The sequence below is a fragment of the Faecalibacterium sp. IP-1-18 genome (assembly GCF_023347355.1).
In the GTDB taxonomy this organism is placed as follows: Bacteria; Bacillota; Clostridia; order Oscillospirales; family Ruminococcaceae; genus Faecalibacterium; species Faecalibacterium prausnitzii.
In genome coordinates this window covers 470,620-491,879 of the sequence record NZ_CP094472.1, presented here as the reverse complement: position 1 = coordinate 491,879, position 21,260 = coordinate 470,620, and the positions used below count along the sequence as shown (strand labels likewise).

The window sequence follows — 21,260 nt, the reverse complement described above, 5'->3', positions numbered from 1 at the left end:
AATACCTCTGTTTAATTAAATCTCAAATGTCATAGGCCTGTGACATTTTGTTTTTTAGCGTACTTATTTTATTGTCGAGGCAGAAAGACGGAAAAAGTTGAACCCCTCCCAACCTCGGATATTACCCGGATATAACCGCCTTGCAAGGTTACGATCTCACGAGCCAGATATAGACCAATACCAATTCCATCTACATCATGTACGATGTCCTCCCGATAGAACCGCTTGAAAATTGCCCCCTGATGCTGTTCTGAGATGCCAATGCCTGTATCAGTAATGTCAATTTTCACATACATTTCCCAACTTTCAACCGAAACCCGGATTTGACCGCCCTCCGGCGTATATTTCACCGCATTATCCAAAATGTTGAACAGCGCTTCACCTGTCCATTTTCTGTCATGAGAAACGATCAAGCTCTCCGGGCAGTCCACTTGAACATTGATCTGTTTTTTCTCGGCGTTCAGAAGGATACCTCCCAATGCGGCGGCAAGCGTGTCATAAAGCGGCTGGCTTTTCTTTTCCAGAGAAATGACACCTGTTTCCAGACGCGAGGTTTTAATCATAGCCTGCATGAGAAAATCCAGTTTATCAAGTTGGGTGGCCTGTGCTGTAAGAAACTCTTTTTGCTTTTGCACAGGGATTTCATTTTCAAGCAGGGTGCTGTTAATCACTTTCAAGTTCGCAATCGGGGTCTTGACCTGATGAGAAATATCGGAAATAAGTTCTTGCAAGTCAGCCCGCTCTTGTGCAATGCTGTTCTTGTTTTCCTGCATGATTTCATACAAACGGTTCAACCGATATTCAATTTTATAGAAAAGACTTTCTTCTTCCACAGTCTGTTTCGGCTGCATATTCCCGGACAACATATCATCCATCAAACTGCAAAAAGCATCGGAGAACATCGCCAATTTGCGGCGAACCAGCACCATAAAACAAATAGAGCAAAACAGCACAAAGATGCCGAACAATAGTACATACCAAACAGCGGTTATATCTTGGGTCAACGCATATAAAGCCACTGAAACCGTCACCATTGCCGCCAGCAGGAGAACAGCTAAAAAGATACAGGCTTTGTTGACGGAAAGCTTTCGCACATTCATTTCAGCGCCCCTCCGATCCACATATAGCCCATACCATATACCGTTTTGATGTACTGACGGTCGGGTGTTTCGATTTTGTTTCGTACCCGGCTGATAGCCGCAGTCAGAGCGTGTTCATCCACAAAATTTCCGTCTGCGTCCCACAGTTTTTCCAACAAGACTTGCCGCGTCAAAACGATCTGTGGATTTTTCATCAGGATTTTCAAAAGTCGATATTCCAGTGGGGTGAATGTAAGTGGCTTTCCTGACAGGGCAGCACTCATCTCTGAAAAATTGATGGTCAGTGTGCCATCCTCATAAGTATCACCACCATATTGTTTTGTCAGCCGCCCCAGCACCACCGCCAGTTTCTTTTGAAAGACGCTCATAGGGAAAGGCTTTGTCACATAATCCTCTGCGCCCAGTTCATACCCTTTGAGCATATCGCTTTCCATATCATTTGCGGTCAGAAAAATAATAGCGGTATCGGGGCGGCGTTCTTTTACCTCCCGACAGAAGTCAAAACCGTTCCCGTCCGGCAAATTTACATCCAGCACAATCAGGTCATAGTCCTGCTTCGTCAAGAAACTACTGGCCGCTGATTTTGTCAGTGCAGAATCAACCGCATAGCCCGCAGTATTCAAGTTATAGCATAAAGTATTATTCAAAAGTCGATCATCCTCGACTACTAAAATTCGCATGGTATAACACTCCTTCATTTTCAGTGTAGCGCCCAAATGTCACAGAAACCTCACGATGGAGTGATTTTCTCTGATAATTAAAACGGGAAACGTGCCTTTTCTCTTGCAAAGAACGGTCCAGCCTCATTATATATGGCTGCACTAATAATAGCAACGCAGAAGGATGAAATATAAAGTGTAATCAGAATAGCTTTTACAACATTCCATGTGTCGTCCATGAACTATAAAATGTATATGGGTGATGCAGAATGGCAAAAATTGAGGACTGTCCCGGCTTTGAAACGTTCGGAGCGGATGTCAAGGCAGCACGAAAGGCAAAACAGCTTTCCCGCAGTGCGCTGGCCGACATGATACATTGTGACAGCCGGTATCTTGCGAACATCGAAAACGAAGGCACGTTGCCCAGCTTGCCGGTGGTGATTCAGCTGATAAAAATATGTGGTCTGCCGGTGGAACGGTACTTCAACCCGGAACTTATGCGGGAAGAAAGTGCAGAGCGTCAGCGGGTCAGCCACAAGCTGCAGCTTTGCCCGGAAGAATACTTGCCCATCGTAGAAGGTGCCATTGACGGTGCCCTGCGAATCCATGAACAGGAAAAAGAACATGCGTGTGTCTGATTGCCACGCATGGTCATTGAGAGGATGCAAAAAGCGTCCTCTTATTTTTTTGCATTTTGCGAGCAGAACGGGGGTGTTGTGGTGTCATAGTAGTGGGGAAAGGTAACGTAGCAAGCATAGGGAGTGTAGCCACTCCCGGCAGAAATGCTTGCTGGGGAGTACCCCAGACCCCCAAGAAACGAGGTGAAACTATGACGAACCGAACCCGAAAAATTGTTCTGCGTGTTCCCGTGACGCCGGAGGAACGGGAACTTATCCGGCAGAAGATGGCTCTGCTGCATACCCGGAACTTTTCTGCATACGCCCGGAAGATGCTGATAGACGGTTATGTTGTCCACATCGACACCACCGACATCCGGGCGCAAACCGCCGAACTGCAAAAGATTGGTGTCAACGTCAATCAGATCGCGCGGCGGCTGAACAGCATGGGGCCGCTGTACACACAAGACGTTGCGGACATCAAGGGAGCATTGGCGCAGATATGGCAGTTACAAAGATACATCCTATCAAGTCAACGCTGAAAAAGGCATTGGACTACATCGAGAATCCGGCCAAGACGGACGAAAAAATGCTGGTGTCCTCCTTTGCCTGCTCCTATGAAACCGCCGACATCGAATTTGAACTGCTGCTGTCACAGGCCATGCAGAAAGGCAACAATCTGGCCCACCACTTGATACAGTCTTTTGCGCCGGGCGAAACCACGCCGGAGCAGGCCCACGAGATTGGTCGACAGCTTGCAGATGAAGTACTGCAAGGCAAATACCCGTATGTGTTGACCACCCACATTGACAAGGGGCACGTCCACAACCACATCGTCTTTTGCGCCGTGGACATGGTGAACCAACGAAAGTATGTTTCCAACCGACAGAGCTATTCCTACATCCGGCGCACCAGTGACCGGCTGTGCAAGGAACATAACCTATCCGTGGTAATGCCCGGTCAAGACCGGGGCAAGAGCTATGCCGAGTGGGACGCGCACCGAAAAGGCACGAGCTGGAAGGCGAAGCTGAAAGCTACCATAGATACCACCATCCCGCAGGCCAAGGATTTTGACGATTTTCTACGGCTCCTGCAGGAGCAAAGCTATGAGGTCAAGAGGGGCAAGTATGTGTCGTTCCGTGCGCCCGGACAGGGGCGGTTTACCCGCTGCAAAACGCTGGGCGAAGCCTACACCGAAGAAGCCATCACCGAGCGCATCAAAGGGCGGTTCGCGGAGCGGAAGCCCAAAGAAACCCGTAAAATTTCGCTGCGGATTGATTTGGAAAACAGCATCAAGGCCCAGCAGTCCGCAGGGTATGAGAAGTGGGTAAAACTCCACAATCTGAAACAGGCTGCCCGGACGCTGAACTTCCTGACGGAGCATGAAATTGATAGTTACCCGGATTTGGAAAATCGTGTGGCCGAGATCACCGCCGCCAACACCGAAGCTGCCGCCGCGCTGAAAGCGGCCGAACGCCGGCTTGCAGAAATGGCCGTGCTGATAAAGGATGTCACCACTTGTAAAGAATTGCGTCCACTGGTGCAGGAATACCAGCGGGCCGCTGACAAAAAGCAGTTCCGGCGCAAGCATGAAAGCACCCTGATTCTCTATGAAGCGGCGGCCAAGGCCCTGAAAGAGAAGGGCCTCCAAAAGCCACCCGACCTTTACGCGCTGAAAACCGAGTATAAGCTATTGGCCGAGCAGAAAAAGCAACTGCAACAGCAGTACGCCGAAGTCAAACGCCAGATGCAGGAGTATGGCATCATCAAGCAGAATGTGGACGGTGTCCTATTCCCAAATCACAGGCAGGAGAGGGACAAGACCCTGTGAGCATTGCTTGACAACGACACATTACTTTTGACTGAAATAATGTGCGATTGTCAATTCACTGTTGACGAGCACACATTATTTCTATATAATATAATGTGTGAATGTCAAGTGAGGTGATAGCATGAACAACATGGGCAAAGTAGAAAAAATAGTGCAGTCTGCCCCCAATGGCATCATTACGGCCGCACAGTTGACGAAAGCCGGCTTACATCGGGGCTATCTGCATGATTTTGTCGAGAGCGGGGAACTGTACCGTTTTGGACGCGGCCTGTATGTGCAGAGCAGCACATGGGAAGATGATTTTTACCTGTTGCAGCGGAAGTATAGTCGCGGCATCTATTCACATGATACCGCTCTCTATCTGCTGGGCTATTCTGACCGCACTCCGGCAAGGTACACTATGACCTTTCCCAAGGGTTACAACGCACTGTCTTTGAAGCAGGAAGATTTGATCGTCAAGCGTGCCATTCCAGAAAATTATGACTTTGGTATTATTGAAATCCAATCGCCATCCGGCAACCCGATTCGTGTTTACGATTTGGAACGGACGTTGTGTGACATCCTGCGCGGCAGCGGGAGCGATATACAAATTGTGGGCGCGGCTATGAAGCGTTATGCCGCATCCAAAGACAAAGACATTCACAAATTGATGCAGTACGCAGAACGACTTCGCGTGAAGCCCAAGGTTCTGCGCTACATGGAGATTTTACTATGATTACAAAAAATCCGATGCAGTTAAAAGCCTATATCAAAAAGAAAGCTGCCGAGAAGCACATTTCCGCACAGCTTGTAATGCAGAACTATATGCTGGAAAGACTGCTGGAACGCATTTCGCTTTCACCGTATAAGCATAACTTTATCATCAAAGGAGGCTTTCTGGTGTCGGCTATCGTTGGTCTGGACACACGGGCCACTATGGATTTGGACACGACCATCAAGGGCTTTACGCTGACCCATGAAGCCATCCTTTCCATTTTCAAAGATGTGTGCGCAGTCCAGATTGACGATGATGTGCAGTTTGAAGTTCTGGGCGTTGCAGACATCCGGGAAACGGACGATTACCCCGGAATCCGGGTATCGCTGAAAGCCAACTACCCGCCGATCAGCGTCCCGCTGACGGTGGATGTCACCACCGGTGATATGATAACGCCCCGTGAGATTGAGTACACCTTTTCAATGCTGTTCGATGACCGCACGATCAGCGTTCTGGCCTACAATCTTGAAACAGTTCTGGCCGAAAAACTGGAAACCGTGCTGTCCCGCAACATTGCAAACACCCGTCCGAGAGATTACTATGACATCTATATTCTGTATGCTCTGCGTGGAGCCGAGTGCGACAAGGCAACCCTGCGGCGGGCACTGGAACGGACAACGGAAAAACGTGGCAGTGCTAAAATTATAACGCAATACCCGGAGATCATGCAGGAAATCCGGGATAGCGATACACTCCGCAGGCAATGGAACAAGTATAGCAGGGAATACGACTATGCAAAGGATATTTCTTTTGATGATACCTGCAATGCGATTCAAAAAATCATGGAAGAAATTTCGCAATAAAATATCAAAGGAGGAAATATGTCTGATATTTTTACTGATGGCACAGTCAAAAGCGAAGAAACTGAAAACTCAAGAGAATCCGATGCATTGAAAAATATTGCAGGTTTTCAGATGCATGTTTCTGATGAAGTGAAAACATACCCAAGAATGTACTACACAACTGACTTTCAGGCATTTTGCTTCATTATGCGCGATTTGACACTACGGAGCAGTAGTCTGTGTTCGGCAAATCTAAATGACCCGCAGGAGCAACGACGCGTAGGAATTACTAATTATGCTGGAAGCAAATTTATAGTTTGTTTTTCTCATATTGACCATGAGCAAGTTCCATTTTGGATAAGCTATGGCGGTTCAGACCGCGCAACAAAGATATTACTGAAATTCAAAAATTTTGCTAATAATTTTAGCGGAGCCTTTTATACAGATTATGCCTTTATTGCTGACAAGAAAAAAGTGTTTTTCTCCGGCACAGAATATGAAAGAACAGTTAATCGGAATGGCATCGGACAACATCTTGGATGTACACCGATAAATTTGGATTCTGACTGGGATAACTGTATTCGTAGAATGGAATTTTTCGATGTTGAGTATTTACCAGCTTGTGACGAAGCATTTTCAAAGAGTTATAAGTCAACAGTAAGTGTTGATTTTTCAAAAATTGCAGCAGCTTCAGCAAGTTCGACTGTTGCACAAAATGTGCCAGTTAGTTATCTTGGAAAACTTGGTAAACAAAAAAATAACGCATGGGAAAATGAAGGCGAAAGTCGGATATTGTGCAGCCTTGGACTTCCTGAATTTAATAAATGGAAGTATATTGATTTAAGACTAAAAGAGGAAATTTTTCGAGAACTGACAGTTGTTCTTAGTCCTTGGTGTACAGGCGATTTTGAGCAAAAGGTTACGGATGTAATTGAAAGTAGCCCTATCAGTGGAGATATAAAGGCAACTATTCGGGTAGAGCACAGTAACCTTGAAGGCAACATAAATATCTGATAATGATGCAAGAAAGCCGGACACAGCAGCCACAAGGCTACCGTGTCCGGCTATTTCTGTTTTGCCAATGGCACATTACTTTCTCTAAAAATAATGTGTCATTGTCGAGCTGGCGGTATCACTCACCCGCAAAATCGAACCTCTGTCCGTCAAAGTCCGCATCAGTCATGTGCTCCAACTTTGCAATGGTGCCATTCGCAAGCCGCCGCATTTCGGTATCCATATCCGGCAGGGCGGCCAGCATCCGCGCCATCGTCCGGCGGCGGTCAGAAGCGTGGTACATACAAATCAAATTTTCTTCTTCTACGCTGAAATTCATGCGTCAGACCTCCATTTCGTGTTGCTTGCTGCGGGCCGCTGCCTTTTTTGGGCTGGCGGCCTGTTTTGTTTCGGAAAGCTGCTTGCGGACGGAAGTGCGGGGCTTGCAGATGCCCTTGTCCCGGTTTTCGTTTTTGCCAACCAGCGCGTAGATGCCAAAACGGTCTTTTACGCTGGACAGATGTAAAGATTTATACGGCAGCATGGCAAGCAGCTGATCCGTGTCCCGGCTGGATGCCAGCTTGGTGAAGTAGGGTGACACCTCCACCATGAAATGATTCTTGTCCGGGCTGTTGGGAGCAGCCAGACGCTTCATATCGGCTACGATACGCTGGGCCTCGGCCTCGATCAGCCCGGTGTGCAATGCCGCAAGGTGTTCTTTGAAGTCACCGGGCTGTGCAGATTCCCGACTGCGCTGCTCCTGCCGGATGGCCGCTTGTAGAAGTTCCGGGTCACGGGGCTGCATTTCATACCGCACGAACTCTCCAAAATATTTGTCCGAGCGGCTGTTGAAATGCTCTTTGGGGCCAATTTCCCGCATCCCACTTTCGTAGATCAGGCGATTGGCACCCACGGGCAGAGCGGCATCCCGGATATGCTGGAAATGCTGCTGGTAGTCCAGTTCATACAGATTGCCTTGCACGGTTCCGTTGGCCGCACCGGTCAACTCCACTGCATAGGCAAGAATCCTGTCGTGGGTCTGTTCGCCGCAGAATTTCCATGTGTTGTAGGCTTGGGTATCTTTGAGCAGCACGTCTCGTTCCCGGAAACAGAATGTTCCAGAGGGCCGGGACAGCCACAACAGCAGCTTATCTTCCGGCTGGTCGCTGCGGGCGGCCTCCCGCAGCATTTTGATGTCATACGCAAAATCGCTCTGATAGTATGCGGTGTTCTGGTGCATAATGGCTTCCAACGCAGCGATCACATCCATATTTTCAAATTTTTGCACGGCTTATACCTCCAATTCCTTTGTCTTTTCTCGTGGCTGCGTTTGCTTACTCTGCTCCTTTTTTGCGGCATCCAGCTGTGCCCGGATGGATGGCTTTTTCGGCTTGGCCGTGTGGGACTTCTTGGCTTTCGGTGCCTTTTCTGCGGCGTTGACTGCGACGGCAAGGTCCGTCAGAGAGATTTGTTCTCCGGCTTTTGCTTTGGCCTCCAACTCGCCCAGAGAGGGCGCGTTGTTCAGAACACCGTCAATCATGTTTTCGTTTTGTTCGGTGGAAAGTTCTGCGGTGCGCAGCGGATTTTCCCGCAAGAACTCCGGCACCCGCTGGAAGCCCACACTGTCGCAGTAGTGGGCGGTGTCCTGCCCATTCTGGTGCAGCACCACCACATCCGAAACAGACAGTGAGTGTCCCTTGAAATCTGCCGGATAGTCCACATTGAATGTGCGGTAGATGTCCTCCAACGTGGTGCCAACAGTCAGCGGCGCGGTGTATACTTCCGTATAGTTGGCCTTGTCCACGGTCAAACCGGCAGCCTGCAGGCGGTCGTAGGGCTCAAAACGGTAATCGCGGGTGGAATCCTCATTGCGCAGCTGGTAGATGGAAAAGCTGTCCTGCTGCGGTGCTTCAAAGCCTGCCGCTGCGTATTCCTCTACTGTCATTCCAGCAGCGGCCGCTTCCTGCGCGATCTCTGCCTGCACCTGTGCCTTGTAATCCTGTAAGCTCTGGTCAAAGTCAGCCAGCTTGGGCGGTTCCGGCAAGTTATACTGGCCTTGGTTAAGCAGCGGGCGGCAGTCCTGCACATAGGCCACAACAGTGTTATAATAGGCAGCCTGTTCCGGCGAAATGTTCTGTCCCTCTCGCAAAGCGGCGGTAGCCGTCTGCTCCATAGCGGAAAGATTGCAATGCTGTTTGAGGTACGGGATAAACTCGGTCAGTACCATTTCCCGCTCTGCCTTGTCCTGTTCCCACGCTTCCGGGCCTTTGTTGTGCAGAACAAAATTCTTCCAGTTTTCATCTTTGGCGTAGTATTCGTGGTAGTTCTGGATGTGTTGAACCAAAGAACCCTCTCCGTCACCAAAATCCTGCCGCCCCTCGTAGTTGTCTGGCTGGCCGTTCAGGGTAAAATCAATGCGGAATGCGGTCTTGTCGTACCAGCCACCTGTGTAGCCGTCCTTTTCCCGTTCCGTGTGCTGGGTGGTGTCCAGTTCTTCAAAGACGCGGTTTGCCACGGACAGTGGCATGGTTTCGTCGTCCTGCAGCTTGTCACTTTCACTCCACAGAATTGTGACCGTGGGCTCTGCGGCGGGGTCTGGAATTTTAACGGGTGCGGGAATTTCATTCGCTTTTTCTGCTGCCTCTTGGAACGCTGCCAGCTTGTCGCCCAACAAAACTTCCGACACCTTGACTGTCTGCCCCAGCAGAGCAAGAGCTTCCTCTCCGGCATCCGGCAGGGTCAGACCGGGTGCGTCCAGTTGGCCGCCGTCCAGAGCCTTATTATCCGGGCCATACAGGGTGTAGTCATAGCCGGAATCGCAGGTCTGGATGAACAGCGTATTGCCGTTGTCCAGCGCAAATGCAGCCTCCTGTGCAGTGGAAAGTTCTGTTTCCCGCTGCTGGCGCAGTTCTGCCAGATGTTCGTCCAGTGCGGAGATCAGTTCATGGGCCGTATTGCGGATAATTTCCAGAGAGGCTTTCAACTCGGCCAGTTCCCGGCCCGAACTCCACCCGGCCACATAACCAAAGGAATACTCGGATGTGTCCAGCCCGTAGTGCTGGCAGACAGTATAGGCCACGCTTTCGGCCTGCACCTCGCGGGTGCGGCTGTCCGGGCGGTTGGTCTGTTCCGGGTCGTTGGGGTCGATGGCGTGGAGCTTGGCATGGGCAATCTCGTGGATGGCCGTCTTGATGGTCTGTAACTGGCTCATGCCCTCTTGGATGGCAATGCGGTTGTCGAGAAGATGAAAGTAACCATGCGCCCCGCCCTCGATGTCCTCAAACCCGATGGGTACCGGGGATGCCTGCTCCAATGCCTTGAAAAAATCTTGGTAGTCCTGCACGCTGCCGGACAGTTCATTCACCGCGATAGAGGGCAGAGGTGCGCCCTCGGTCTGGCTGACATCGAACACGGACACCACCTTGAACGCCGGAATCTGTACCGTTTTTTCCTCGGTCAGCGGCTTGCCGTCCTTGTCCAGAATCGGCTTGCCCTGTTCGTCCAGCTTTTCCATCTTCTGCTTGACCTTGTACGGCGCAGGAGCCAGAATCTTGATGCCTTTTTCGCCTTTCTTTACGGTGCGGTGGAACGTGTCTTTCCACTTGTTGAAGCCCGCCACCAGCTGCCCGCCCTGCATGGCGATCAGCAAGGTGTTGTTGAAGCTGTAATTGTGGAATTTCGCCATCGTGGTGAGGTAGGCCTTGTAGCGGTCACTGTCGAATAATTCTTGAATGCCTGTTTCCAGCCGGTCCGTGATTTCTTTCATGCGTTCCGCGCTGTCCTTGCCGTTTAGGATAATGGGAATAACTTTCTGCGGTTCCGTTTCAGGCTGAACAGGCGGCGGGATGTTGGCCGAATCTCGCAAAACTTCCGGCGCAGGAAAGGACAGTACCCGGTATTCCTCCGGCACAGGCTGGCCCTCGTGGACTTTCTGCCACTCGTCCCCGCTTTTGACAAGGTAGCCGTACTGGGTGAACGCACCCTGTTCCTGCTGAGCCACATACCGGCCAAACTGTGCCGTGTCGATGCCGCCTTTCCATTCTTCCGGCATATTCACCATGCCGGAGCGATTCAGGTAGTAATCTCCTAGCTGGGCAGGCCCGTGCACATCCGGCAGATGCACATAGTAGTCCACGTTTTCGGGAAAGTCGGTGATTCTCCCGATGCTGAAAAGCTCACTCTGCGGGGCTTGCAGGGCGGCGTTCAGCTCTGCGCGTTCCCCGGTAGAGAGGGTTTCCAGTCGTGATGCCAGAAAGTTCAGTTCGTCCACATTGGATGCCAGCACCATGTTATAAGAAATTGCAAAGCGTTTTTCTTCCTCGGCAAAGTAGCCAGAAATGAAAAGGCCCTGCGGATTATCGGACGAAATGCCGATTTGCCGCAGGGCCACTTGTACCTGTTCGGTTGTGGTGGGCAGGTCCAGCCAGACGCCATCTCCGCCTTGTTGCTGTCGATTTTGCAGCTGGATGGAAAATAGTTCGCTCATTTGGTCACACTCCTTTTTTGCTATCCTACGGATAGAGAGAGTCGGTTATGGCAAAATGAATGCTTCACCTTACCATAACCGGCCCTCGTTTTCTTTATCCCTTACGCTCTACCCGGTAATTGACGTACTTGCCTCCCGTATCTGCCAGAAGCACCGTTGCATCATAGGTTTTGCCTGTCTTTTCGGAATAGAGGCCCTTAACCTTTGCCTTACCGTTTTTGAGCAGAGCAGCGGCGATCTTCGGCGTGAACGCCTTTTTGCGCTGCTCAAAGAAGCGGTCATTCTTCCACATCACGAACTGACAGCTGCGATTCCCGCAGTAGAAGTTTTTCTTGCCCTCATAGACGTTTTCACTGCACCGGGGACACTTGCCGATAATAACCCGTTCCGACTGGAACAGGTTTTGCTTATCTGCACTGATACAAGAATAGGTCTTGACCAGCTGGCGCACCTGCGCTTCAATTTCGGCCATGAACTCGTCCGCGTCTGCGTTGCCCTTGGCAATCTTGGTCAGGCGGTTTTCCCATTCGGCGGTCAGGACGGGAGAGGTCAGGCTTTCCGGCAGAACCACCGCCAGATTGATGCCGTCCTTGGTGGGGACAAGCTGTTTGCCCTTGCGCTGCACAAAGCCCATTTGCACCAGCTTTTCCAGAATCGCCGCACGGGTGGCCGGAGTACCCAGCCCCTTACGTTCCGCATGGCCCAGGCCACCCTCTCTTGCTCCTGCGGAGCAATTCACCTTGTCCTCCGGCATATCCTCGGCCCCGGCCCGCTCCATTGCTGACAGGAGCGTATCTTCGGTGTAGGCTTTCGGCGGGGATGTGAAGTGTTCCGATACGGTAGAAGTTACGCGGAAACTCTGCCCCTCGGCCAGTTCTGGCAGGGTGTTCAGGCTTTCCGCTTCTTCTTCGCCGTCTGCTTTCATGGTGGAGTGGAACCGTTGGTCGATCTCTTTCCAGCCGGGGACAAGCACGGTCTTTCCCTTGGCGGTGAACTCATTTTCTGCACAGGAAAATACCGCAGTCACGGTTTCGTACTCGTGGGGTGCGGCTATCGCGCAGAGCAGTTTGGAGCAGACAAGGTTCATCAGCTTGCATTCACTCTCGGCAAGACCAGCGAAGCCCTGTTTTACAAATTCAGCAGTGGGAATGATGGCGTGGTGGTCCGATACCTTTTTGCTGTTCAGCACCCGGCCCACTTCCGCAGTCAGCGCAAGTCCTTGGGCAAAGGGCAGCAGCCCCAGCAGATCAGACACAAGATGTTGTACCGTCTGGCCCATGTCCTCGGTCAGATATTGGCTGTCGGTGCGGGGATAGGTCAGCAGTTTCTTTTCGTAAAGCTGCTGGGCATAATCAAGGGTCTGCTTTGCCGTGAAGCCGAACAAGCGGTTTGCCTCCCGCTGCAAGGTGGTCAGGTCATAGAGCTTGGGCGGCTGTTCTGTCTTTTTCTCCCGTTTGACAGAAGTACAAACGGTAGTTGTGCCTGTGCATTTTTCTTTGAGAGAATTTGCGGTTTCTACATCCGCAATGCGCCCACTGTCTGCTTTCAGGCTGCCGGACTGGATGCCGACCGTGTAATACTTTTCTTTCTGGAAGCGCAGGATTTTTGCGTCCCGGTCCACCAACATTTTCAGTGTCGGGGTCTGCACCCGGCCTACCGTCAGGGTTTTGTGATACAGCACCGAAAACAGTCGAGTTGCATTGATGCCCACCAGCCAATCCGCCTTTGCACGGCAGAGGGCCGATTGATACAGAGCATCATAATCCGAATCCGGGCGCAGGTTTGCAAAGCCCTCCCGGATAGCGGCATCCTCCATGCTGGAAATCCAGAGCCGCTTCACAGGTTTTGTGCAGCCGGCCATTTGGTAGACGAAACGGAAAATCAGTTCTCCCTCCCGGCCTGCGTCGGTCGCGGCGGTCACACTGTCCACATCCGGGCGGTTGAGCAGAGAGCGCACAATTTCAAACTGCTGTTTCTTTTCGTCCGGGACAATGAACTGCCACGGCTGGGGCAGAATGGGCAAATCCTCATACCGCCACTTACAGTATTTTTCATCGTACTGGCCCGCTTCCGCAAAGGACACCAGATGCCCGATGCACCAGCTGACAAGATACCCGCCGCCCTGCCAGTAGCCGTTTTGCTTTTCATCGGCCCCGATCACGGCGGCAATGCTGCGGGCTACACTGGGTTTTTCGGCGATCACCAGCTGAAAGCTCATGTTTCGTCCTCCTGTCCGTCCTCTGAATGAATTTCGATTTCAGCCGGTTCCTCGTCTGCATCTTCGTCCTCGCCAAAATCGTATTCGTCTAGATCATCGTGCCCGGTGGTGTCGGCCTTGGGTTTGCGGAACTTGAAATAATAGAGGGCCGCGCCGCCGCCCGCCAGAGCCAGCACCAGCAGGATTATCAGACTACCCATGTTGGACTTGGGCTTTTCCTGCGGCGTTTCGGTGTCGGTTTTCACAGCTTCCGGGGCCGTGCAGTTGCGCAGGCTCTTTTCACACAAGGGGCAGTTTTCATTGACGTTCCCGGCCTCACATTTCACGGTGCAGATGCAGAACTCAGTGTCCTGCGGTTCTTCGTCCAGCAGGGCCAGCAAGTCGGCATCGTCCACTTGGTTCAGGAAGTGGACAGAGGTTTCTTTGTCCTCGTTGGCACGGTCAATGAGAATGTAAAAATAATTCCCGGCCTTGGTGGTCACCGTGATAAGCTGCTTGTCGCCGTAAAAGTCATCCACCAGTGTTGCATTGCCCTTGGGCGTGATGGGCACACCCTCCGGCTCCATGCCGCCCGTAGTGGGTTCTTCTTCGATAATCTCCGGCAGAGGTTCCGGGGCAGGGTCAGTACCGCTTGCGAAAGCGGGCATGGAAAAGGCGCAGAGGCAGAGCAGGATAGCCAGCAGCCCAGCTGCAAAACGGCAGTTCCAATCAGGTTTCATTGGCGGCATCCTCCTGTTTGTGGTACGGGGTGACGGTAGGCGCGGCGTTCAGCGCACCGCTGCGCAGGAAGGCCGCGAACTCGTCCGGCTTCATGTTCATGCTGCGCACCAGCTGAATGATCTGCAAATTTTCCTGTTCGGTCTTTGCAGCTTCCAGTTCTTTCAACTGCTGCTGATATTCAGAGATTTTTTCTTTGAGCCGTTCGATGTCGCGCTCAATGCGGGAAAGTCTTTTTGCCATACAAAATCCTTTCTGGCGTCACGGTAAACGCCCATAGCTGTAAAAATGCTCCTGCCAATATTTTGAGTTGAGGTTTGTGTAAGAGATCGGGTCGCCGCAGTGCAGCATGATGGAATTGCCTACATAGATACCGCAATGGCTCACGCCGGGGGTATCGTAGGTCCCCTTGAAAAACACAAGGTCGCCCGGTTTGACCTGCGCCGTCGAAACAGGAGTACAGAGGTTGTAAAGACCCTGTGCGGTCTGGCGGCCCACGTTCCAGCCGGAGTGATTCAGCACCCACGAAATGTAGCCGCTGCAATCAAAGCTGGTGCTGGGCGAACTGCCGCCCCACACATACGGGTAGCCGATGTACTTCGTGGCTTCCTCCATCATGGCGGCAAACCTATCATCCTTTAGTGCTTCCGGGGGAATATCGTAGTAGGAGGGCTGCTTGATGGTGGACGCATTGGGGTATTGCGCTTTGCCAAACAAATCCGGCCGGTTGCCCAGCGTGCGCATATAGAGCGAATAGGCACTAAGCTGTTCCTCGGTCAGCACTTCCACGGGCAGGTGGGATAAATCCTTGTTCTTCAGCTTGACCGTGCAGATGTAGTATTCATACGGTTCTTGGTAGGTGATAACCTGCGGCACACCATACGGGCCAATAATGACCATCATTTTTGTACGGTAACGTATCTGCATGGTCACGGTCTCGGTCAGGATGTATTGCTTTTCAAAGAGCATTTCAAGTTCGCCCTGCACCTCGGCCAATGTAAAAACGCCATCATGGAGCGCGGACAAAATCGAGATCAGCACATAGGGGTCATGCTCGATTTCGTCCAGATAAAAATGGTATTCATCGTAGTTGTGGGTGGCCTCGTAGGTGTCGAGATACCGTTGCAGTTTTTGTTCCAGCTTGGCGTAGGCTTTTTCCGCACCCAGCATATCCTTGTCCTTGGAAAAGTAAGAGGATGCCGTCACGCCGGTTCCAGCGGTGCCCGCCATCACGGTGCAGGACTGCAACCCCGTTATCAAGAGCAGAGCCAGCAGACCGAACACCGCCACGATCAGAATGGTTTTCCAGTTCCGGGCCGCAAATTCGGCTACCCGTTCGCCGCCCTCGGCCGCCAGCTTTGTTACCCGGAAACCGTTCTCTGCGGTGGCGGCTGCACCCTGCGCGGCGGCTTGTCCGGCCTGCCGTGCAGCTTTGGCATACTGCTGTTTGATACGCCGTTTCTGCCACATCCGGGAAATGGGGTTGCTGGCCGTTTGTGCAATTTGCGGATTGTCCCGCAAAGACCTCTGATAGAAATACTCGGCGTTAGCCGAACGCAATTCCCGTTCTGCCCTTTCCACGGCCTTGTAGGGTTTCATCTTGTGGTGCCGGATGCCGCTGCGGATGACCTTGGCGGTCTGATGCTCCACCAGTTCTTCACCCTTGTGGCCGCCCTCCACACCCACATTTTCGTGTTCGACTTCATGGATTTTTCCGTGAGCAAACAGCAATGCTTCCGACAGTGGGCGGCTGGCCGGGTTTGGTTTCAAGCTGGGCGGGCCTTTGTCCTGCTGTTCAAAGTGCAGGGTGGATTTCGCCTTGCCGCTGGCGACATCGTAGACTTTTTCTTTGACCGGGACACGCTTTTTGGGCAGAGCAGCGCGGGCCGCATCCAGCTTGTCGGCTTTCGCTTCCGCCTTTTGGATGTACGGCTGCAACGCCGGGTCTGCCCGTTCTTCTTCGGTCAGTTCCAGACGGGCGGCGGAACGGTGCAGACCGTCTTCACTTTCGGCGGTGGCCGCTGTTTCTGCTGCCTTTTTCGCTTTCTTTTTATTTTTATGCCCGTCCTTGATGTCCTCGGCCCGCTCCAGAATTTTTTCGGCCTTGCCCTCGGCATCCGTGGAGTAGTCCTGTTCCGCTTCCCGGCTGGAAACGTTCTCCACAGTGCCGTCCGCTTGATTTTCCACCACCAGACCGTCACGGGTCATAGTCTGGGTGACTTTGGCTTTTGCCTGCAATTCTTTCAAGGCTCTTCACCTCCCATCGGACAGCGGCCCGATTCAATGTCCGCAATGTATTTGAGAATCGGGAATACCTGCGGCGGCGAAACTGCATTGCCCAGCGTTTTCATCCGCTTGCTGCGGTTCGGCACCTCTTCGGTCAAACGCGGGATGTCGGCGGGTTCTTTGGCCCAAAGGGAATGCCCGTCCATTTGCGCGGGAAACCCATCAGCCACTCCACCCAGTCCGGGTTGAGGTAGGGCTTTTCCAGCGTGGTGGGGGTCATGCGGTAGACCACATGGGAAAGCCGCGCCGTCCACGCCTTGCCATCCTTGTTCATCTTGCGGTAGCTGCCATTTGCAGAGATTTGGATGTCCAGTCCCTTGCCCACATCCCCGGTGTCGCTGGCAAGGGGTGTGGGAAGCAGCGGAGCCGATGATGAATACCCGTTTCCGTTCGTGCCACGCGCCAACGGCAGCAGCAGGTAATACGAAAACCCGAACATCGTAACCTGCCTGCTCCAAGTCAATGAGCGTTTTGTCGAGCCCCATACGGAGGAAGCCAGCAACATTTTCTCCAAGCACCCAACGGGGCCGCAATTCCCGGATGACCCGCAGCATTTCGGGCCAGAGGTAGCGTTCATCGTGGAAGCCGCGCTGCCGCCCTGCGGTGGAGAACGGCTGGCACGGGAAGCCACCTGAAATGAGGGCGACGGTGCGAAGTCCTGTTTTTTCAAAGAAAGCCTCCTTTGTTACGGTGGTGATGTCCTGAAAACGGGGCACCTCCGGCCAGTGGCTTGCCAGCACAGCGGCGGGAAAGGCCGCCCACTCGCATTGACAGACGGAGGTGAAACCCGCTGCTTCTGCGGCAAGGTCGATGCCGCCGATGCCGGAAAACAAGCTGAAATGTGTTAGGCTCATAGCTCCACTACCTCACTGAGCCGGGTGGTCATGATCTTATAGAGCTGGGTGTTTTTCGGAATGGGATTGGAAAACGGCAGCACCACATTTTCAAAAATCAGCAGTCCTTCGCCCGGTTCGGAATTGTCAATGTACTTCTGCTGGTCTGCGGAGAGGTTCAGCCGTTCCGAAAGGATTTTGCGGTCGCCGGATGCCTGATTCAGCAGCGTGATGAAGTCGCTGTTTTCCAGAATGTTCTCGATCTCCGGGGAAGAAAGAAGGTCCTTCACATTCTGGGTGGCGCCCGTGGGCACACCGCCCCATTTGCGGAAGCGCTTCCAGATTTCTGCGGAATAAGCAGCGGTCTGTTCTTCTTTCAGGAGCAAATGAAACTCATCCGCAAAATACCATGTGGCGCGGCCCTGACTGCGGTTCTGGGTGACACGGCCCCATATCTGGTCTTGGATAATGAGCATCCCCAATTTCTTTAACTGTTTGCCCAGTTCTTTGATGTCAAAGGCCACAAGCCGGTTGTGGATGTCCACATTCGTTTTGTGATTAAACACATTCAGCGAGCCGGACACATACAAGTCCAATGCCTGCGCTACCCGGTCCGCTTCCGGCAAGTGCTGGTCGAGCAGGGCTTGGTGGAGGTCAGACAAAATCGGCATATTCTCCGGGCAGGGATTCGCCAGATAGGGGCGGTAGATGGCTTTCACGGCACGGTCTATCACGGTGCGTTCAATCGCTTCCAGACCTGTTTTACCGCCCATGACCAGCTCACAGAACGACAGCACAAAATCCGATTTCAGGGCAAGCGGACTATCATCCTCGGAGTAGTTCAGGTTGATGTCCAGAGGATTCACATAGTCCTTGCTGGTGGGCGAAAGTTTGATGACCTGCCCATGCAGCCGCTTGACCAGCGGATAATACTCGGCTTCTGGGTCTGAAATAAAAATATCGTCAGCAGTCGTTAAAAACACACTGACGATTTCAGACTTGCAGCTCATGGATTTGCCGCTGCCGGGCGTACCCAGCTTTAGGCCGTTGGGACACCGGGCCTGCTTGCGGTCCAGCATGATCATGTTGTGGGATTTTGCGTTGATGCCGTAGTACATGGCCGCGCCGCTCTGGAAAAGCTCCTGCGTCACAAAGGGCACGAACACCGCCACGTTGGAGGTGGTAAGGCTGCGCTGAATCTTTATCTGGTTGATGCCCAGCGGAAGGCTGGACACAAGGCCCTGCTCCTGCTGGTAGTCCAGCCGGACAAGGGAGCAGTTGTACTTCTGCGCCACACCCGCCGCTTGGAACACATCGTTGCCCAGCTTTTGCTTGGTGTCGGCCACGTTCAGCACTAAAAAAGTCAGCATGAAAAGCCGTTCGTTCCGGGTCTGCAATTTGTTCAGCAGCTTTTTGGCATCCTCGCCGTAAGTGGCAAGGTCGCTGGGCAGGATGTCCATGTCGTACCCGGAACGGACAGCCTTTTTCTGCTCCTGAATCTTCATGGCGTCAAGGTCTGTGATCTTCCGCTTGATGGTTTTGATGGCCTCGGTCTGGTCGATGGCCTGCACATGGAGATTGACGAGAATGCCGCTTTCCGTTTTGAGAAAATCGGCCAGCATTTCGTCCGAAAGTTCCGGCGCAAGGATTTGTAAAAAGCTCACAGCTCCATACTTGCCGCCCAAACCAAAGGTTTTGGCCGTACCGAAACAGAGGGAGGATGGAGCCACAAAGTCCTTGGTGGACAGGCCGGAGGGTGCCAGCCAGTCCCAGTCAAAGCGGAACGGTTCGCCGTCCGGATGGAAGATGCCGTGCAGAACTTCCAAACGCTCCTGCCCGTCCATAACGTGCGCCACGCAGCCCATGGTCTTGAAATAGCCCAGCAGGTCAAGGCCAATGCGGGTCAGCCGAGCCCGCGCAGTTTTCAGGCTGTCGGCCTCAATGGTGAACGTCAGGTACTTGGTTTTCACAATGCCGTTGTTGCCGCTGGCAAGCTGCTTTTGCAGGATGGCGGTGTACTCGGCGCGGATGTCGTCAAAATCATCTCCCTGCGGTGCGATCTCAAAACTTTTTGCGTACTGCACCGGGTCAACCTTGCGATTCAAAAACGAAAGCTGCACATGGATGGAAGCATCCACATAGTTGTAGAGGTCGCACAGGTGTTCAAAGATGGCGGTTCTTGTTTCCGGCTGGGCCAGCTGATAACTGATGTCCTCAAAGGCAATGCACTTGGAGAATGTGCGTCGGTCAATGCGGCACACACCGTCCGGGTAGATGGCCTCATACGGGATGGTGGCCTGCGCCGTGCGGGGCTTGCCGTCACCCTTGTACTTGCGGATAACGGCATCAATTTCTTTTTTCTGGGCGCGGGTGAGCTTTTTGGGCTTTTCGGTTTCGCGGGGTATCGTTTTTCTGGACAATGGCCTTTACCTCCTGTTCCATTTGGTATTGCCGCACAAGGGCGGCGTAAGCATTGTTGGTCTGATAGGGCCTTTCCTTGGGACGGATAAAGCAGCACTGAATCATTTGCTGAATCACTACTTCAAGGGGCTGGCCGTGCCGCTCGAACAGAGCGAACAGCAGCCCCGGCAGCATGGCAAAAATCATCAGCAGGGCCGCTACACTGTTGGAAAGATAGTTCCGGGCCAAAAAATAAAGCGGTCCGCCCGTTAAAAGCGCACCGCCGAAGCAGACCAGCTGCCGCTTGGTCAGCCCGAATAAGACTTTGGATTTTACATGGGTCAAATCTTTGGGAACGGTCACATACGCCATTCAAACGCTCCTTTCTCAATGGGCACCGAATACGGACTTGCTGATGCTGCCGGTCTTGAACAGACAGAAACAGAGTAGCACGGTGTAGCCCATGCAGCCCCAGATGGCCCCGGCAATGTCCGCCGCGCCCGAAATGTTGCGTATCAGCACCGCGTAAATGCCCACGACAATCATAATCAGGAACGCTTGGAAACCCAGTGCCAGCAAAGACTTCAAGTAGTTCTGCCCGGTGCTGCGCCACTCGCTGCTGCCCATGGTGGCAAGCGGGATAGGCCCCAGTGCGGTCACAACATAAATCTCGATCATGCGTCCATAGGTCACAAGGAAAATGCAGATGGACAGGATGTTCATGGTCAGGCCCACCACAAGTGTCTGGAACCACAGGCTGAGCAGACTGCCAATGGTCATGCTTTCCAGCTGAAATTCCAGTCCGGGTATCAGGCGGTCAAAGTGGATGGACGTTTCGCCGATGATCACGCCGGAGCTTTGGTTGACAACGCTCTGGGTGGCATCGAACACACCCATAACGATATTCCATGTGTTGCTGACAATGAGGATGGCAAAAGCAGACTTGAAAATCCAGCGGAAGAACATGGAGGTGTCAAAGTCGTGCATATTGTTCTTTTCGGTAATCATCTGGATAAGCTCATGGCACATCACAAGGGCAAGGATAGCCGCTGCAATGGGCAGCACTACCGTTTCGGAAAGGTTGCGCAGCATATTGAAGATACCACTGTTCCATGCCTGCGGAGTGGAGCCAACGTCGGAAGCGATTTCGCCCACCTTGGCGTTCACGTTATCGAACAGGCCGGAGAGGTTGCCCGTGATGCCATCTATCAAAATGCCTTTTATCCATTTCTCGATGATCTCACTAATCAAGCAAAGATACCTCCTTTCCCGCGCCCTCCCACTTTTCTGGGAGAGCGCGGTGGGGTCTCAAAGATGGATGTTCGGATAAGTTGAGGTTAGCCCAGCAGCCCGGACAGCAGCGGGACAAGGGTCACACCGATCAGGGCAACGCCGCCGCCCGCGACCAGTTGCTTCACGCCCTGGCTCTTGCTGCCGGGGTTATCCTGTCCGTAGCCCTCCAACAGGTTGATGCCGCCCCAGACACACAGGGCACCGCCCAGACCGACCACGATCGTCTGCAAAGTATCGACTGCGCTGTTGAAAAATTCCATAAGGTCCTCACTTTCTGCCGCTTGTTCTGCG

The 21,260-nt window shown here is 52.6% G+C and carries 20 protein-coding genes; 6 read left to right on the top strand and 14 right to left on the bottom strand.

Annotated elements, in window-relative coordinates:
* Positions 1-68 precede the first annotated feature (68 nt).
* Together MTP43_RS02360 and MTP43_RS02355 are read right to left on the bottom strand one after the other, a co-directional pair.
* Complete coding sequence (locus MTP43_RS02360) at positions 69-1,100, bottom strand: sensor histidine kinase (protein WP_156071501.1); 1,032 nt, start codon at positions 1,098-1,100, stop codon at positions 69-71.
* Positions 1,097-1,780, bottom strand: a complete 684-nt coding sequence (locus MTP43_RS02355; protein WP_097785029.1) for a response regulator transcription factor — start codon at positions 1,778-1,780, stop codon at positions 1,097-1,099. The genes MTP43_RS02360 and MTP43_RS02355 overlap by 4 nt, the downstream gene beginning before the upstream one ends.
* A gap of 248 nt (positions 1,781-2,028) precedes the next feature.
* On the opposite strand from MTP43_RS02355, the gene MTP43_RS02350 reads away from it, so the two are divergent.
* The 6 genes from MTP43_RS02350 (at position 2,029) to MTP43_RS02325 (ending at position 6,757) form a co-directional block, all read left to right on the top strand.
* Positions 2,029-2,397 (top strand): helix-turn-helix transcriptional regulator, encoded by a 369-nt coding sequence (locus tag MTP43_RS02350; protein WP_097793305.1) that lies wholly within the window; start codon positions 2,029-2,031, stop codon positions 2,395-2,397.
* A gap of 191 nt (positions 2,398-2,588) precedes the next feature.
* Entirely contained in the window at positions 2,589-2,918 is a 330-nt protein-coding gene (locus MTP43_RS02345) for a plasmid mobilization protein (RefSeq protein ID WP_097793304.1), read from the top strand.
* Positions 2,879-4,207 carry a relaxase/mobilization nuclease domain-containing protein gene (locus MTP43_RS02340; protein ID WP_249235044.1) on the top strand — a complete coding sequence of 443 codons (1,329 nt, stop codon included), beginning with the start codon at positions 2,879-2,881 and terminating at the stop codon, positions 4,205-4,207. The genes MTP43_RS02345 and MTP43_RS02340 overlap by 40 nt, the downstream gene beginning before the upstream one ends.
* 121 nt (positions 4,208-4,328) lie before the next feature.
* A complete protein-coding gene (locus tag MTP43_RS02335) occupies positions 4,329-4,922 on the top strand; it encodes a type IV toxin-antitoxin system AbiEi family antitoxin domain-containing protein (protein ID WP_129873283.1) in 594 nt (197 codons plus the stop codon).
* Entirely contained in the window at positions 4,919-5,764 is an 846-nt protein-coding gene (locus tag MTP43_RS02330; protein ID WP_249235043.1) for a nucleotidyl transferase AbiEii/AbiGii toxin family protein, read from the top strand. Before MTP43_RS02335 ends, MTP43_RS02330 begins: the two co-directional genes overlap by 4 nt.
* An 18-nt stretch (positions 5,765-5,782) precedes the next feature.
* On the top strand, positions 5,783-6,757 hold the full coding sequence (locus MTP43_RS02325) for a hypothetical protein (RefSeq protein WP_129873279.1): 975 nt from the start codon (positions 5,783-5,785) through the stop codon (positions 6,755-6,757).
* 118 nt (positions 6,758-6,875) lie between these two features.
* Here MTP43_RS02325 and MTP43_RS02320 read toward each other — a convergent pair whose 3' ends face one another.
* The 12 genes from MTP43_RS02320 to MTP43_RS02265 all read right to left on the bottom strand — a co-directional run bounded on the left by MTP43_RS02320 (position 6,876) and on the right by MTP43_RS02265 (position 21,229).
* Complete coding sequence (locus tag MTP43_RS02320; RefSeq protein ID WP_249235042.1) at positions 6,876-7,076, bottom strand: transposon-transfer assisting family protein; 201 nt, start codon at positions 7,074-7,076, stop codon at positions 6,876-6,878.
* A gap of 3 nt (positions 7,077-7,079) precedes the next feature.
* The gene (locus tag MTP43_RS02315) at positions 7,080-8,024 is read right to left on the bottom strand and encodes a hypothetical protein (RefSeq protein WP_442900581.1); all 945 of its coding nucleotides are present in this window, start codon (positions 8,022-8,024) and stop codon (positions 7,080-7,082) included.
* A 3-nt stretch (positions 8,025-8,027) separates the two neighbouring features.
* The gene (locus MTP43_RS02310; protein ID WP_249235041.1) at positions 8,028-11,222 is read right to left on the bottom strand and encodes a YodL domain-containing protein; all 3,195 of its coding nucleotides are present in this window, start codon (positions 11,220-11,222) and stop codon (positions 8,028-8,030) included.
* A gap of 94 nt (positions 11,223-11,316) precedes the next feature.
* The gene (locus MTP43_RS02305) at positions 11,317-13,440 is read right to left on the bottom strand and encodes a DNA topoisomerase 3 (protein WP_249235040.1); all 2,124 of its coding nucleotides are present in this window, start codon (positions 13,438-13,440) and stop codon (positions 11,317-11,319) included.
* Positions 13,437-14,159, bottom strand: coding sequence for a DUF4366 domain-containing protein (locus MTP43_RS02300; protein ID WP_249235039.1), 723 nt, complete (start codon positions 14,157-14,159; stop codon positions 13,437-13,439). The genes MTP43_RS02305 and MTP43_RS02300 overlap by 4 nt, the downstream gene beginning before the upstream one ends.
* The gene (locus MTP43_RS02295; protein WP_005935081.1) at positions 14,149-14,400 is read right to left on the bottom strand and encodes a DUF4315 family protein; all 252 of its coding nucleotides are present in this window, start codon (positions 14,398-14,400) and stop codon (positions 14,149-14,151) included. Before MTP43_RS02295 ends, MTP43_RS02300 begins: the two co-directional genes overlap by 11 nt.
* An 18-nt stretch (positions 14,401-14,418) precedes the next feature.
* Positions 14,419-16,404, bottom strand: a complete 1,986-nt coding sequence (locus MTP43_RS02290) for a C40 family peptidase (protein ID WP_249235038.1) — start codon at positions 16,402-16,404, stop codon at positions 14,419-14,421.
* Complete coding sequence (locus tag MTP43_RS02285) at positions 16,401-17,297, bottom strand: DNA cytosine methyltransferase (protein WP_249235037.1); 897 nt, start codon at positions 17,295-17,297, stop codon at positions 16,401-16,403. The genes MTP43_RS02290 and MTP43_RS02285 overlap by 4 nt, the downstream gene beginning before the upstream one ends.
* Positions 17,294-19,696, bottom strand: a complete 2,403-nt coding sequence (locus tag MTP43_RS02280) for a VirB4-like conjugal transfer ATPase, CD1110 family (RefSeq protein ID WP_249235036.1) — start codon at positions 19,694-19,696, stop codon at positions 17,294-17,296. Before MTP43_RS02280 ends, MTP43_RS02285 begins: the two co-directional genes overlap by 4 nt.
* The gene (locus tag MTP43_RS02275; protein ID WP_249235035.1) at positions 19,623-20,048 is read right to left on the bottom strand and encodes a PrgI family protein; all 426 of its coding nucleotides are present in this window, start codon (positions 20,046-20,048) and stop codon (positions 19,623-19,625) included. The genes MTP43_RS02280 and MTP43_RS02275 overlap by 74 nt, the downstream gene beginning before the upstream one ends.
* Before the next feature lie 15 nt (positions 20,049-20,063).
* Positions 20,064-20,927 (bottom strand): VirB6/TrbL-like conjugal transfer protein, CD1112 family, encoded by an 864-nt coding sequence (locus MTP43_RS02270; RefSeq protein ID WP_112116565.1) that lies wholly within the window; start codon positions 20,925-20,927, stop codon positions 20,064-20,066.
* An 86-nt stretch (positions 20,928-21,013) separates the two neighbouring features.
* Positions 21,014-21,229: a Maff2 family mobile element protein gene (locus tag MTP43_RS02265; protein WP_005922889.1), complete on the bottom strand. Its 216-nt coding sequence runs from the start codon at positions 21,227-21,229 to the stop codon at positions 21,014-21,016.
* Positions 21,230-21,260: the final 31 nt, after the last annotated feature.